This is a genomic window from Roseovarius sp. B-10 (genome assembly GCF_056859295.1).
Genome location: NZ_JBSXOE010000025.1, coordinates 64,555 through 77,734 on the forward strand (window position 1 = coordinate 64,555; position 13,180 = coordinate 77,734).

General features: G+C 64.6%; 12 protein-coding genes. 9 read left to right on the forward strand and 3 right to left on the reverse strand.

The window, feature by feature from the left end; translation table 11 throughout:
- The first annotated feature begins 2 nt into the window (after positions 1 to 2).
- From narJ to AC13D8_RS06115, 3 genes are read left to right on the forward strand one after another with little or no spacing between them, the layout of a single operon-like run.
- Entirely contained in the window at positions 3 to 722 is a 720-nt protein-coding gene (gene narJ, locus AC13D8_RS06105; RefSeq protein WP_482968157.1) for a nitrate reductase molybdenum cofactor assembly chaperone, read from the forward strand.
- A gap of 1 nt (position 723) precedes the next feature.
- Positions 724 to 1,509: a respiratory nitrate reductase subunit gamma gene (gene narI / locus AC13D8_RS06110; RefSeq protein WP_104017870.1), complete on the forward strand. Its 786-nt coding sequence runs from the start codon at positions 724 to 726 to the stop codon at positions 1,507 to 1,509.
- A 5-nt stretch (positions 1,510 to 1,514) separates the two neighbouring features.
- Positions 1,515 to 2,309: a peptidylprolyl isomerase gene (locus AC13D8_RS06115; protein ID WP_482968102.1), complete on the forward strand. Its 795-nt coding sequence runs from the start codon at positions 1,515 to 1,517 to the stop codon at positions 2,307 to 2,309.
- Positions 2,310 to 2,440: 131 nt separating this feature from the next.
- Here AC13D8_RS06115 and AC13D8_RS06120 read toward each other — a convergent pair whose 3' ends face one another.
- Entirely contained in the window at positions 2,441 to 4,477 is a 2,037-nt protein-coding gene (locus AC13D8_RS06120) for an oxidoreductase (RefSeq protein ID WP_482968103.1), read from the reverse strand.
- 315 nt (positions 4,478 to 4,792) lie between these two features.
- Between AC13D8_RS06120 and AC13D8_RS06125 the strand changes: the two genes are divergently transcribed.
- Positions 4,793 to 5,647, forward strand: a complete 855-nt coding sequence (locus tag AC13D8_RS06125; RefSeq protein WP_482968104.1) for an N-acetyltransferase — start codon at positions 4,793 to 4,795, stop codon at positions 5,645 to 5,647.
- Positions 5,648 to 5,659: 12 nt separating this feature from the next.
- On the opposite strand, the gene AC13D8_RS06130 is transcribed toward AC13D8_RS06125, so the two are convergent.
- Together AC13D8_RS06130 and AC13D8_RS06135 are read right to left on the reverse strand one after the other, a co-directional pair.
- A complete protein-coding gene (locus AC13D8_RS06130) occupies positions 5,660 to 6,949 on the reverse strand; it encodes an NAD(P)/FAD-dependent oxidoreductase (protein WP_482968105.1) in 1,290 nt (429 codons plus the stop codon).
- Positions 6,950 to 6,966: 17 nt separating this feature from the next.
- Positions 6,967 to 7,632 carry a haloacid dehalogenase type II gene (locus AC13D8_RS06135; RefSeq protein ID WP_482968106.1) on the reverse strand — a complete coding sequence of 222 codons (666 nt, stop codon included), beginning with the start codon at positions 7,630 to 7,632 and terminating at the stop codon, positions 6,967 to 6,969.
- A gap of 217 nt (positions 7,633 to 7,849) precedes the next feature.
- Between AC13D8_RS06135 and argE the strand changes: the two genes are divergently transcribed.
- The 5 genes from argE to AC13D8_RS06160 all read left to right on the forward strand — a co-directional run bounded on the left by argE (position 7,850) and on the right by AC13D8_RS06160 (position 13,143).
- Positions 7,850 to 8,974 (forward strand): acetylornithine deacetylase, encoded by a 1,125-nt coding sequence (argE, locus tag AC13D8_RS06140; RefSeq protein WP_482968107.1) that lies wholly within the window; start codon positions 7,850 to 7,852, stop codon positions 8,972 to 8,974.
- 125 nt (positions 8,975 to 9,099) lie between these two features.
- A complete protein-coding gene (locus AC13D8_RS06145; RefSeq protein WP_482968108.1) occupies positions 9,100 to 9,939 on the forward strand; it encodes a GNAT family N-acetyltransferase in 840 nt (279 codons plus the stop codon).
- Positions 9,940 to 9,956: 17 nt separating this feature from the next.
- The gene (locus AC13D8_RS06150; protein WP_482968109.1) at positions 9,957 to 11,333 is read left to right on the forward strand and encodes an aminotransferase class III-fold pyridoxal phosphate-dependent enzyme; all 1,377 of its coding nucleotides are present in this window, start codon (positions 9,957 to 9,959) and stop codon (positions 11,331 to 11,333) included.
- A complete protein-coding gene (locus AC13D8_RS06155; protein ID WP_482968110.1) occupies positions 11,330 to 12,241 on the forward strand; it encodes a 2-hydroxyacid dehydrogenase in 912 nt (303 codons plus the stop codon). Before AC13D8_RS06150 ends, AC13D8_RS06155 begins: the two co-directional genes overlap by 4 nt.
- Before the next feature lie 185 nt (positions 12,242 to 12,426).
- Positions 12,427 to 13,143: an HAD-IA family hydrolase gene (locus AC13D8_RS06160; protein ID WP_482968111.1), complete on the forward strand. Its 717-nt coding sequence runs from the start codon at positions 12,427 to 12,429 to the stop codon at positions 13,141 to 13,143.
- The last annotated feature ends 37 nt before the right edge of the window (positions 13,144 to 13,180 follow it).

Genomic DNA, 13,180 nt, shown 5'->3' on the forward strand with positions numbered 1-13,180 from the left:
TGATGGATCGCACATTGAAAGCCCTGTCGCTGATGCTCAGCTACCCTTCAACGGAGTTGCAGGCGGCCATGCCCGAGATCGGGGCGGTGCTGGTGAACGACACGCGCATCGACCCGGGCAGCCGGGCGGCGTTGCAGACGCTCGCAGACGCGCTGGCGCAGGGCGATATCTACGATCTGCAGGAGGGCTACGTGATGCTCTTCGACCGCTCGCGCACGCTCTCGCTCAACCTCTTCGAGCATGTCCATGGTGAAAGCCGGGACCGCGGCGGCGCGATGGTCAGCCTGATCGAGACCTACCGGGCGGGCGGGGTCGAGCCCGCCACCTCGGAACTGCCTGATCACCTGCCGGTGCTGCTGGAATTCCTATCGACGCGCCCCGGCGCGGAGGCACAGGATATCCTCGCCGACGCGGCGCATATCCTTGATGCGCTCGGCACAAGGCTGGAGCGACGTGAGAGTGGATATGCCAGCGTTTTCAGGGCGCTGTCGCAGATTTCCGGGACGCGGGTCGATGCCGAAACCCTGGCCGAGATGCTGGCGCAGCCCGATGACGATCCGACCGATCTGGAAGCTCTCGATGCGGTCTGGGAGGAAACCGAGGTCACCTTTGGCCCCGACCCGAATGCGGGATGCCCGCAGGTCCGCGAGATGCTGGCGGACATGGACGCCCCCGCATCCAAGTCAAAACCGGCCCCCGCCCCCATGAACAGGAGCGCATGACATGTTCGGCACTTTCGATATCAACTTCGTCATCTTCGGGGTCATGCCCTATGTCGCGCTGACGGTGTTCCTCGTAGGTTCCATCGCGCGCTACGAGCGCGATCCCTTCACCTGGAAAAGCTCTTCCAGCCAGCTCTTGCGGCGCAAGCAACTGGTCTGGGGGTCCATTCTGTTTCACGTCGGTATTCTGACGGTATTCTTCGGCCACCTCATCGGCCTCTTCACGCCGATCTGGGTGCTGGATGCACTGGGTGTTCCCTATGGGCTCAAGCAGTGGATGGCTGTGCTGATCGGCGGCCCGGCGGGCATCGCCGCGCTGATCGGCTCGACCATGCTCTTGCACCGGCGTCTCACCGATCCGCGTATCCGTGTGACCTCTACCTGGCCCGATATCATCATCATGGGGCTGATCTGGCTTCAGCTCGCGATCGGCCTTCTGACCATCACCCAGACGTTGCAGCACATGGACGGCTCGGAAATGGTCCGCTTCATGACCTGGTCGCAGAGCGTGGTGACGTGGAACATCAATGCCTGGGTCACGGTTGTCGATGTGCACTGGCTCTACAAGCTGCACATCTTCCTCGGGCTCATCATAACGATCCTGTTCCCGTTCACGCGGCTGGTGCATATCTGGTCGGGTTTTGCAGCGCCGTTCCGCTACCTGCTGGCGCGGCCCGGCTACCAGATCGTGCGCTCGCGCCGTCGCCGTCCGCTCGACGAGCGCCGCCGCGCGTTTGACGAGGTGCAGGGTGAAGCCGGCCCCTCGGCGACGACCCCGGCGGAGTGACTGTCATGAATGTGGCGCTTTTCCCCGATGTCGTCGTCAACGGCGAAACCATCCCCTCGGCGGCGGTTGCCGCCGAGGCCCAGAACCACACTGGCCCCCGTGACAAGCCCGGCATCGCCTGGCGAAAGGCCGCGCAGGCGCTGGCGATCCGGGCGCTTCTGTTACAGGAGGCTCGGCGGCGCGGGCTGGTGCCCGACCCGATGGAACTGGCCCCGGGCCGCTTCGAGACCGACGAGGAGGCGCTGATCCGCGCCCTTCTGGACGAGGCGCTGACCATCGCGCCTGTCACGGAAGAGACGGTGCGCGCCGAATGGGCAAAGGATCCGGCGCGTTACCGCTCGGCCCCGCTGTGGGATGTGTCGCATATCCTGTGCGCCTGCGATCCGCGCGATGACGAGGAGCGCGCGGCCGCCGAAGCGAGGGCAACTGCCCTGCTAGCAAAACTCGACGGCGAGGCCAAGGGCTTTGCCGCGGCCGCCCGCGAGAGCGATTGCGGTTCCAAGGCGTCTGGCGGTCACCTCGGGCAGCTTGGCCCCGGCGACACCGTGCCGGAATTCGAGGCGGCGCTGCGCAAACTGGACGAGGGCGGCGTGAGCCCCGCGCCGGTGTTGTCGCGGCATGGCTGGCACATCATCCGCCTGAACGCCATCGCACCGGGGCAGGTGTTGCCCTATGACGCGGTTCGTCCGAAAATCGCGCAGGCGCTGGAAAAAGCGGCCTGGGCGCGCGCGTCGCGGGACTTCATCGAGACGCTTGCGGCTGGGGCGACCATCGAGGGGGCGAGCCTTGCACCGATCTGAACCTCGCGGGAGGACCTGTCATGCGACGCTCGCATGACGGACGGGTCGAGGTCGGTCTTGCCACCCACCTTGCCCCGCCGTGGCGCACGACCAGCGTCAGTTCTCGCGTGGGCATTCTGATGTGAGATATGTCACATGGTCCGCATGAGCCTGAGACTGTCGTAAACCGCCGCATGGATGTTGCGGGAGACAACCGCGTCACCGATACGAAACAGTGCAAACCCAGCCCCAGGATTGCGCGTTATATTCTGGGCCTGTCCCGCGAGCAACGCATCCCGGTCCACCTCGCCAAGGTTGCGCGAATGCGGTTTCAACGCAAAGTACAGATCGTCGAGCGGCACTGTGCCATTGTTGACCACGACCTGATCGACCTCGCGCGTCATACGCGCCGTGCTGTAATCGCTGCAAAGGTCGGCCAACAGCCTGTTGCCCTCCCGCCGCACCGCGTTGAGACGCCAGGTGACGGTGAAGTGCACGTCTTTGCCCTGCACCTCGCGCAGGAATGGCGTCAATGTCATGGGCATTACCTCGGACGATAGCGCGCGGTCAGGGCTGACGATCTCGACCCGCGCGCCCGTCGCAGCGATCATCTCGGCGGCCTGAAGGCCGGCGGCATCCCCGGCGTTGTCAAAGACCAGCACATTCTGGCCCGGTCGAGCGTCCCCTGACAGGATATCCCAGCTTGAGACGGGTAAATCCTGTCCGGCATGCAGCGGCACGTCATGTGGCAGCCCGCCGGTGGCGACGATCACCAGATCCGCACCTGAGCCCAGCACCGTTTCAGGCTCCGCAAAACTGTTGAAGTGAAACCGAACGCCCAGCCGTTCGCATTCGGCCATGCGCCAGCCGATGAGGGACAGGATTTCGCGCCGCCGCTCGGATTGGGCCATCAGCCGCACCTGGCCGCCGGGGTCGTTGGCCGCCTCGTGCAGTTCGACATCATGCCCACGCTCGGTGGCCACGCGGGCGGCCTCTAGCCCGCCGGGGCCGGCGCCGATCACAAGCACCCGGCGCGACACGTCGGCGGGCGCTATGGAATGCGGCTGTTCCTGTTCCCGGCCCGTGGACGGATTGTGTGCACATAGCGCGGCGGCCCCCTGAAAGCGCCGGTCGAGGCAGAAATTGACGCCCACGCACGGGCGAATACGATCCTCTTGCCCGGCCTCGATCCGGCGGACGATATCGGGATCGGCCAGATGTGCTCGGGTCATGCCGATCATGTCCACCATGCCGGTTGCGATTGCGTGGCGGGCGGTGGCGACATCCGCCACCTTGGCGGCGTGGAATACGGGGATACCTGTCGCCTCGCGCAGCCGGGCCGCCGCTTCGAGGTGTGGCGCACTTCGCATGCCGTGCACGGGGATCATGTCGGTGAGCCCCGCATCCGTATCAATGTGTCCTCGCGTGACATTGACGAAATCCACCAGCCCGCTTTCCTTCAGGCGGCGGGATATTTCGAGTCCTTCCTCAGCATCGACCCCGTCCGCGCACATCTCGTCCCCGGCATAGCGCAGCCCCAGCAGGAAGCCGGACCCAACCCTGCGGCGCGTCTCTGTCAGCACCTCCATCGCCAGCCGCATGCGATTTTCGAGCGAACCGCCATAGGGCGCATCGAGATGATTGGAGCGCGGCGACCAGAACTGATCCAGCAAATGCCCCGTCGCGAGAAATTCGACACCGTCGAGCCCGGCCTCGTGCATGCGCGCGGCGGCGGTGGCGTAATCCTCGATGATCCGGGAGATATCCCAATCCTCGGCCAGTTTGGCGGCGTGACGGTGTGAGATTTCGCGCTCATGGCTCGATGATACGGTGGGCAACCAGTCCCCGCGGTCCCAGCGTGTGCGTCGGCCATGATGGGTCAGCTGGATCATCACCGCACAGCCCTCGTCATGACATTCCTGCGCAAGGGCGTGCATCCAGGGCACGATCTCGTCGCGAAACGCCTCTATACCCCCGCCAGAGGGCGCGCTGTCAGGGGCGACCGATGCAGAGCCCATGGTCATGGTCAGCGCCACACCGCCCCGCGCCCGCGCCACGTGATAGGCGCGGTAGCGATCCTTGGGCAGCCCATCTTCGGCATAGCCGGGTTCATGGCCGGTGATCAGCAGACGGTTCTTCAACGTCAGATGTCCGACCTGGCAAGGCTGCAACAACGGATCGTCACGCATGGCGCGGAAACTCCTTCAAGACACTTGGCTTCACTTTTGGCGCCACGTTCAATCCTTACCGGCACCGATTTGTGAGTGATCCTGACAGGAATGAAAGCGCATATGCTGTGGTATCCGGGCTAGAAACCGCAGAAAAAACCGTGACGAATGGTCGATACTGTGCAGGAGATGTGATTAGACGCTGCGCGGCCCGGCCTGAGGCGCCATAGCAACGAAAAAACAGAGGCTTGCGAACATATGGCGAGACAATTCGGCGAACCGACGGAAGACGAAAACGCGCAGGAGGCGGACAATACCCTGCGCGACAGCTTTCGCGTGGACAAGTTCATCGCCACGGCGCACCGGATCAGCCCTGCCGACCGCACGCTTTTGCACGAATTGACGGTTGGAGTGTTCTGGGCGCACCGTCGTCGCGATCTCGACATGCTCATCTCGCTTGGCGAAGGCTATCTGGCGATTGATGAAATCGGGCGCGCGATGGGGTCTGCCATGTGCTTTCGGGCGGGAAGCGATTTTGCCATGCTGGGCATGATGGTCACTGCGCCCCGTCTTCAGACGATGGGCACCGGGCGCTGGTTGTTGCGCAGGGTGATGAACGACTGTCCCGACATCGATCTGCGGCTGAGCGCGACGCGCCAAGGGTACCGGCTCTACAAGGAAGCGGGCTTTGTTCCGCTCGGCACGATCTGGCAGCATCAGGGCGTGACCCGGCAGATCCACCGGCCCGCGCCTGTGCCGGGCCTTGATTTGCGTCCCATGGAACCCGCTGATGCGACGCAAATTCGCGCACTGGACACGCACGCTTATGGAGCGGCGCGTGATGACACGATGGCGGCGCTGCTGCATCTGTCCGACGGGATGGTGGTCGAATCCGGGGACGAGATACGCGGCTTCGCGCTGCGCCGACGCTTCGGGCGGGGATGGGTGATCGGGCCGCTCGTCGCCGAAACCGAGAGCATGGCCATGATGCTTGCGGCGCCGCTCATTCAGCGCAGTCAGGGTGATTTCGTCCGTCTTGATACGCCAGCCGAATGCGAAGAGTTCGGTGCATTTCTGTCAGCGGCCGGAATGGGTGTCCACGACACGGTCACCGAGATGTATCTGGGCAACCAGCGCCGCTCGCTAAGCGGCCCGAGGATGTTTGGGCTTGCCGCCCATTCACTGGGCTAACCGGCAGTAGCATCACGATAGCCGATCCTTCATCGAGAACCACAGCCCCACCAAAGGCAGGAACCACGGACGCCCAGAATATCCCGGCACGGTGGGCCAGTCCAGACCGGCCAAGGGGTTGGCATCCGGGTGCCCCATGGCCATGTCCGCTAGCGACGCACCTACCAGGGTCGACATTTGCGCGCCATGCCCGGAGTAGCCCATGCCGTAGATCATGCCGTCCAATTCGCCGGCGCGGGGAAACCTGTCCTTGGTCATCCCGACAAGGCCACCCCAGCAATAGTCGGTCTCGATATCTGCAAGGTGCGGAAATATCCGCGCCATCCCGGCGCGCAGAATCTCGCCCGATTTTGCGTCCGAGCGTTGGTCGGAACTGGCTGAAAACCGTGCGCGACCACCAAAGATGAGGCGGTTGTCGGGCGACAGGCGGAAATAATTGCCTATATTCATCGAGGTCACGCAAGTGCGATTGCCGGGCAAGGTCGCTGCGACCTCTGCGTCGGTCAGCGGGCGCGTCGCCACGATGAACGAGCCGACCGATATGATACGCCTGCAAAAGGGCTTGAGCGGCGCCCCCTTGACCGCACCGGCATAGGCGCCTGTCGCGGCGATGATCCGCTCCGCGTGCAGATGGCCGCGCGGGGTGTCGAGCCTCCACAGGCCATCCTGTTTGCGCCGCCCCGTCACCGGTGCGTTCTCCCAGATCAGCGCCCCGTGCTCGGCCGTCGCCCGCGCCAGCCCCGACACATAGCGCCCCATATGCATCATTGCCGATTTCGGTTGCAGGCAGGCACCGTGGAATGCGCGCGATCCTATCTCGGCGCGCAGCGCGTCAGGTTCCAGCCAACGCGCCTCGGGATCGACTTCACGCGCGATCAACGCGCAATTGGCGCGCAGCGACGCGACGTGGCTTGGCTTCGACGCCAGCTTGAGCTTGCCCGAACGGCGAAAGTCGCAAGCAATTCGTTCCTCGGCGATGGTATCCTCGATCATGTCGATCGAGCGGTCATAAGCCTGATAGAGCGCGTGGGCGCGCTCTGCCCCCAGATGCGCCTTGGCCGCGGCATAACTGTGCGCCATGCCGTTGTTGAGGTGCCCACCGTTGCGGCCCGACCCGCCAGCCCCGACATGCTCTGCCTCGAGCAGCGCCACCGATACCCCCGCGCGCGCCAGTCGACGCGCCGCGCTCAGCCCAGTGAAGCCGCCGCCGATCACCGCCACGTCAAAGCGGCCCTCGACCGGGCCTTGGTGTCCGGCGTCGAAGGCGGGGGCGGTATCGTGCCAGTAGGATTCGTATTTCATGATCGTCTCTACCTGGCCTATAGCCCGACCAGGGCGGGCAGCCCGGAGATATCCGGGATCTCGGTATAACCGTAATACGGATTGGCCGGTTCATGGCCACGATTTACCCATGCCTTGTGGGTGATGCCGAGATCGTGCGCCGTCATCAGATCGTAGCGAAAGCTCGACGATACGTGCAACACGTCCTCCGGCCCGCACCCGAGCTGATCGAACATATACTCGAACGCGCGCATCTGCGGCTTGTACGCCTGTGCATCCTCGGCGGTGAAGACATGGGCAATGGGTGCGCCGAGATTGGCGATGTTGTGTGGGATCTGGCTGTTCATCGCATTTGTCAGCGCCACCAACGGGATTTTGTCCGCGATCCTGGCGAGGCCTGCCGGGACGTCCGCATGCGGCCCCCATGTCGGCACACGATGGTAGATCGCCGTCGCGATATCCGCATCGAACGCCACGCCGTTGCGCTTGCAGGTCCGTTCCAGCGAATTGTGCACCACCTCGGCATAGGGTTTCCATGCCCCGAGAACCTCATCGAGCCGGTAGGCCGCGAAATCCCGGATGAACACCTCCATCGCCTCGGGTGATAGCGTCTCACCGTAGTGATCGCGCGCCGCGCCGGCCATGTCGAAAAAGATCATGGTGCCGTGGCAGTCAAAAGTGATGAACTTGGGGCGGAAGGTCATGATGGTCTCCAAAGCGTCTGCGATGCCTTCATCCTTGCTGTTCGGCGGCGGAATGGATTGCCGCGTTTGACGGGCTTGCCGCAGGATATCGCGTTGTAAGGGCAGGATCCGGCAAAAGGTGCCGTTGGAACCGCACGAAGCAATGCCCCTCCCGTCTTGCTTCGGTGCAGGATCAAACATGCCTGCGCGCCATCTGACAAAAGGACACATAGCCACCATGGCCTTTGCCCGCACACCCCATGCGATGCTCGCCCAGCTTGTCGGCTTCGACACGGTTGTCGGGCGTCCGAACCTGTCGTTGATAGAGGCGGTCGCGGATTGGCTCGACGGGCACGGCATTTCCTGCCGCATCCTCGTCGGGCCGGAAGGCGACCGTGCCAACCTATTTGCCACGATCGGGGACGCGACGCGCCCCGGCTATATCCTGTCGGGTCATGTCGATGTCGTCCCGGCCGAGGAACCCGGGTGGCACGCCGACCCGTTCACCCTGCGCCAGACCGGCGATCGGCTGATCGGGCGTGGGGCGTGTGACATGAAGGGCTATGTTGCCGCTGTCCTTGCCGTCGCACCGGATCTGGCGGCGATGGCTCCGGCCACCCCCATTCATATTGCCCTCTCGTATGACGAGGAGGCCGGCTGCAAAGGTGTGCCACACCTGATCGCCAAGCTGCCAGCGTTGTGCGCGGCGCCGCTTGGCTGCATCGTCGGAGAGCCCACGGGGCTGGTGCCGGTGCTCGCGCACAAGGGCAAGGCGGCGCTGCGTTTGCGCGCGACGGGCGTGGCGGGCCATAGCTCGCGTCCTGATCTGGGGCGAAACGCGATTCACGCGCTGCTGCCTGCGCTGGTCGCTGCCGAGGCACAGGCGCGCGAGTTGCAGGCACGTGGCCCACGGGATGACCGGTTCGCGCCACCATGGTCCAGCCTGCAAGTCGGCACGGTCACAGGCGGGCAGGCGCTCAACATCATTCCGGATCGGGCCGAGGCAGAGATCGAGGCCCGCGCCATCGCCGGGACCGATCCCGGGTCGCTGCTCGCCCCGGTCCTGGCCGCCGCCGATAAGTGCGGTGTCGATACGGAGTGGCTCTCCAGTTATCCGCCCCTTGCCCTCGATGCCGCGCATCCGCTGGCCGCCCTCATGTCTGAGGTTTCCGGTCATCTCGCGACCGCCGCCGTGAGTTTCGGGACGGAGGCAGGGCTTTTTCAGCAGGCGGGTATTCCGGCAATCATCTGCGGTCCCGGCGACATCGCCCGCGCACATCGGCCCGAGGAATACCTGACCCTGCCCGAGCTTCGGGCCTGCCATGACATGCTATTGGCCCTCGGTCGGGCCTGTGCCGGGTAGAGGCAGCATTTCGTGCGGCGAACGCGGGGCGACGCAAAAGAAAACTGCCGCACCGATCACGCTTCAGGCGCAACATGCCGACCCACGCGCCCTATCGTGAAAGCGACAACAAGACGAGTGAGTTCATGACAGACGCTTCCACGCAACCCACGCTTGGATCGGGGATGGAAATCCGCCCTTTTGCGCCCGACCATGTGGCCGAGGCGTTGCACCTCTCGCAACAGGTGGGTTGGCCACACACGCAAGACGATTGGGCATTGGCTCTCGCGGTCTCTGAAGGGGTCGTGGCGCTGCATGGCACGCGCGTTGTCGGGACGGCGTGTTGCACCCATTTCGGCGCGGTCGCGCTCATCAACATGATCATCGTGGATGAGGCGATGCGCGGACGCGGCCTTGGCCGGCGGCTTATGGCGGCGGCAATGGACCTCGCGCGGGGATCGGAAATGCGGCTGGTTGCCACCCTCGAGGGGTTGCCGCTGTATGAAAAGCTGGGCTTTCGCGCCACGCACCGGATTTTCCAGCATCAGGGTATCGCGCAGACAGCCGTCCCTGAATTTCCGGTGCGGGATGGCACTGCGCAGGATGTGGCGCGGCTGGCGGAAATGGACCATGCGGCGTCCGGTCTCGACCGTCGCGCACTGCTCGAAAGGATCGCGGCTGAGGGCGAAGTGCTGCTGGCCGAGGGCGGCTTTGCACTTTTGCGAGATTTTGGGCGCGGGCGTGTGATCGGCCCCGTGGTTGCGCGTGACGCGGCAACTGCGCGTTCGCTGATCGCCGAGGGAGTGCTGCGCAACGCAGGCACGTTCCTGCGTATCGACCTGCCCGAGGCAGCGGGGCTGTCGGATTTCGTGACGCCACTGGGCCTGGCACATGTGGGGGGCGGCACCGCGATGGTCTGCGATCCCGGCGTGGCCCCTGCGGCTGAATTCAAGACCTTCGCCCTTGTGTCTCAGGCGCTCGGATAATTTTACCGGAGACGATCATGCTCACAAACTCCCTCGTCGAACTCGACCGTCGGCACCTTGTCCATCCGGTCTCTTCCTTCCACGGGCATGAGGCGCGCGGCGTGCGCGTGCTCCGCTCGGCGCGCGGGGCTACCGTGACAGACAGCGAAGGGCGCGAGTTGATCGACGGTTTTGCCGGTCTGTGGTGCGTCAACGCGGGTTACGGGCATGAAAGCGTGGTTCAGGCCGCTGCGACGCAGATGCGCGACTTGCCCTATGCCACCGGCTATTTCGATCTGGGCGCCGAGGCGCCGATTCGCCTCGCCGCCGAACTGGCCGAGCGCGCACCCGGTGATCTGGATCACGTGTATTTCTGCCTTGGCGGGTCGGACGCAGTGGACAGCACGATCCGTTTCATCCGTTACTACTGGCACGCTCGAGGTCAGCTGGAACGCGATCAGTTCATCTCGGTCGCGCAAGGCTACCACGGCTCGACTTCCGCGGGCGCTGGCCTGACGGCGCTGCCGGTGTTTCACGACGGCTTTGGGCTGCCCCATGACTGGCAGCACAAGATCCCGTCGCACTACGCCTATCGCAACCCGGTGGGGACGGATGACGCGGCCATAATCTCTGCGTCGGTGGCGGCCTTGCGTGCCAAGGCCGAGGAAATTGGCCCCGAACGGGTTGCCGCCTTTTATGTCGAGCCCATTCAGGGGTCTGGCGGGGTTCTCGTGCCGCCCAAGGGCTGGATCAAGGCGATGCGCGATGCCTGCACCGAACTCGGCATCCTCTTTGTCGCCGACGAGGTGATCACGGCGTTTGGCCGGACCGGGCCGCTCTTTGCCTGCGAAGACGAAGGCATCGTGCCCGACCTGATGACCGTCGCCAAAGGCTTGACCTCGGGGTATGTGCCCATGGGCGCGGTGTTGATGAGCGAGCATGTCTACCAGACCATCGCCGAAGGAGCGGGCACCAAGGCCGTCGGGCATGGATTTACCTATTCCGCGCACCCTGTTTCAGCCGCTGTGGCGCTCGAAATACTGAAGCTCTACGAGGGTGGGCTGCTGGAGAACGGTCGCATTCAGGGCGCCCGCTTGCAGCAAGGGTTGGCGGGTTTGGCCGACCATCCGCTGGTGGGCGACGTGCGCGGGCGCGGCATGCTGGCGGCGGTCGAACTTGTCACAGACAAGGAAGAAAAGACACCTCTGCCCGCCGCGCTGGACGCGGCGACGCGGCTCTTTGATCGCGCATGGGAGCAGGGGCTGATCCTGCGATCCTTTGCGCAGGGGGTACTGGGCTATGCCCCGCCGTTGTGCTGTACGGACGCCGAGATCGACCGGATCGTCGAGCGCACGCGCAAGTTACTGGACCTGACACTGGAGGACCCTGAAATCCGCGAGGTGCTTCGCTCATGACGCTTTTGCTGCTGGGGCCGCCTGAGCGCGCCCGTGCGTGGCGGCCAATTTTCGACGCCGCCGGAGAGGAACTGGTCGTGGGCGAGGATGCCGTGCAGGATCCGTCCGCCATCACGCATCTGGCCTGTTGGACGCCCCCGGCTGACGTCGGCCGTTATTCCAATCTCAGGGCGGTGATCAGCACCGGCGCAGGCGTGGATCAGATGCCGGCCCTGCCGCCCGACGTCGCGCTGGCCCGTACACTGGCGCCCGGGATCGACGCGATGGTACGCGACTGGGTGCTGATGGCGACGCTGATGCTGCATCGCGACATGCCGCGCTATCTGGAGCAGGGCGCGCATGGTGAGTGGCGCACGCATCCCCCGCGCCCGGCCAGCGCGGGCCGCGTGGGCATCATGGGGCTGGGCCGGATCGGGCGTGCGGCGGCGGCGAGCCTTTCGTCGCTGGGTTTTGACGTCGCGGGATGGAGCCGGTCTGGCCACCCCGTCGACAATATCGAGGTCTACGGCCATGCCGATCTTGCCGCGTTTCTCGGCCGGACCGACCTGCTGATCTGTCTGCTGCCTTTGACAGACGAAACGCGCGGGCTGCTCGGGGCCGACGTCTTCTCGTCACTGCCCGAGGGCGCGGCGCTCGTCCATGCCGGGCGCGGCGCGCAGCTTGATATGGAGGCAATGCGCAGCGCGCTTGATGCAGGACGCCTTCGGGCCGCGATGCTGGACGTGACGGAGCCCGAGCCATTGCCGCAGAGTCATTGGGCATGGACCGATCCAAGGGTCATCATAACACCGCACACCGCGGCAGAAACGGATGCGGTCGAGGGTGCGCGTCATGCGTTGGCCGTGATCCGCGCCACCCGTTACGGCTCTGCAATCCCAGGTCTCGTGGACAGGGAGCAAGGGTACTAGGCCGCAATCGGGGCGCGGCATTTCTCGCCGCGCGCCCCCGCAAAACGAAAGAATCTGCCGCAGCGTCAACAGAATTCGACGTCACGGCCTTCGTCCGGCGGGCGATGATCAATCAAACGGGGCGGTGCCCCTTCCCCCGAAGGGGACATGAGAAGAAAAGGTAGCGTCGGATGACAACAGAAACGATGACAAAACCTTTGACCGCGTTCGCCTTCATGAGCTTTGACGTGGTGGGTACGCTGATAGATTTCGAAGCTGCGATCACCGGCGCGATGGCGGCCATCGCCCGGGAGGCTGGTGTCGATCTCGATGGCGAAGAGGCATTGTCGGTTTATCGTGCGGCACGCTATGAGCCTGATGCCGGCCTGTTCCCGGATGATCTGGGTCGTTGCTACAGCCGGATCGCCGCGCGGTTTGGCCTGCCCGATACGGCCGAGTTGCGCGCCCGCGTGGTGGACGCAGTGGGAGAAGCGTCCCCATTTCCCGACAGTGCAGAGGCACTGGCCCGGCTTGGCAAGCACTACAAGCTGATCGCCATGACCAATGCCCGCCGCTGGGCCTTTGAGAAATACGAGGCAAAACTGGGTTTTCCGTTCTGGGCGGGGTTCACCGTGGACGATACCGGCACCGAAAAGCCGGCCCCGGCCTTTTTCCACAAGGTGTTTGCCCACGTGGAAGCGACCGGCGGCACGGCTGACAACATCCTGCACACGGCGCAAAGTCAGTACCACGATATCGGTATCTCGCGACGGCTGGGCATGACGAATGTCTGGATAGAACGCCGCCACGGGCAAGCGGGCTATGGCGCCACGATAGAGCCCGAGGCATTCACCGAACCCGACTACCATTTCCGATCGCTCATGGAGTTGGCCGACGCAACAGAACGTGCGGCCGTGACCTGAGCCCGCAACCCCGGCCGAACCCGGCACAAAGAACCGG

Bases quoted from the DNA above. Each gene is read 5' to 3' on its own strand.
- narJ (WP_482968157.1), top strand. From the start codon at position 3: ATGGATCGCACATTGAAAGCCCTGTCGCTGATGCTCAGCTACCCTTCA.
- narI (WP_104017870.1), top strand. From the start codon at position 724: ATGTTCGGCACTTTCGATATCAACTTCGTCATCTTCGGGGTCATGCCC.
- AC13D8_RS06115 (WP_482968102.1), top strand. From the start codon at position 1,515: ATGAATGTGGCGCTTTTCCCCGATGTCGTCGTCAACGGCGAAACCATC.
- AC13D8_RS06120 (WP_482968103.1), bottom strand. From the start codon at position 4,477: ATGCGTGACGATCCGTTGTTGCAGCCTTGCCAGGTCGGACATCTGACG.
- AC13D8_RS06130 (WP_482968105.1), bottom strand. From the start codon at position 6,949: ATGAAATACGAATCCTACTGGCACGATACCGCCCCCGCCTTCGACGCC.
- AC13D8_RS06135 (WP_482968106.1), bottom strand. From the start codon at position 7,632: ATGACCTTCCGCCCCAAGTTCATCACTTTTGACTGCCACGGCACCATG.
- argE (WP_482968107.1), top strand. From the start codon at position 7,850: ATGGCCTTTGCCCGCACACCCCATGCGATGCTCGCCCAGCTTGTCGGC.
- AC13D8_RS06145 (WP_482968108.1), top strand. From the start codon at position 9,100: ATGACAGACGCTTCCACGCAACCCACGCTTGGATCGGGGATGGAAATC.
- AC13D8_RS06150 (WP_482968109.1), top strand. From the start codon at position 9,957: ATGCTCACAAACTCCCTCGTCGAACTCGACCGTCGGCACCTTGTCCAT.
- AC13D8_RS06155 (WP_482968110.1), top strand. From the start codon at position 11,330: ATGACGCTTTTGCTGCTGGGGCCGCCTGAGCGCGCCCGTGCGTGGCGG.
- AC13D8_RS06160 (WP_482968111.1), top strand. From the start codon at position 12,427: ATGACAAAACCTTTGACCGCGTTCGCCTTCATGAGCTTTGACGTGGTG.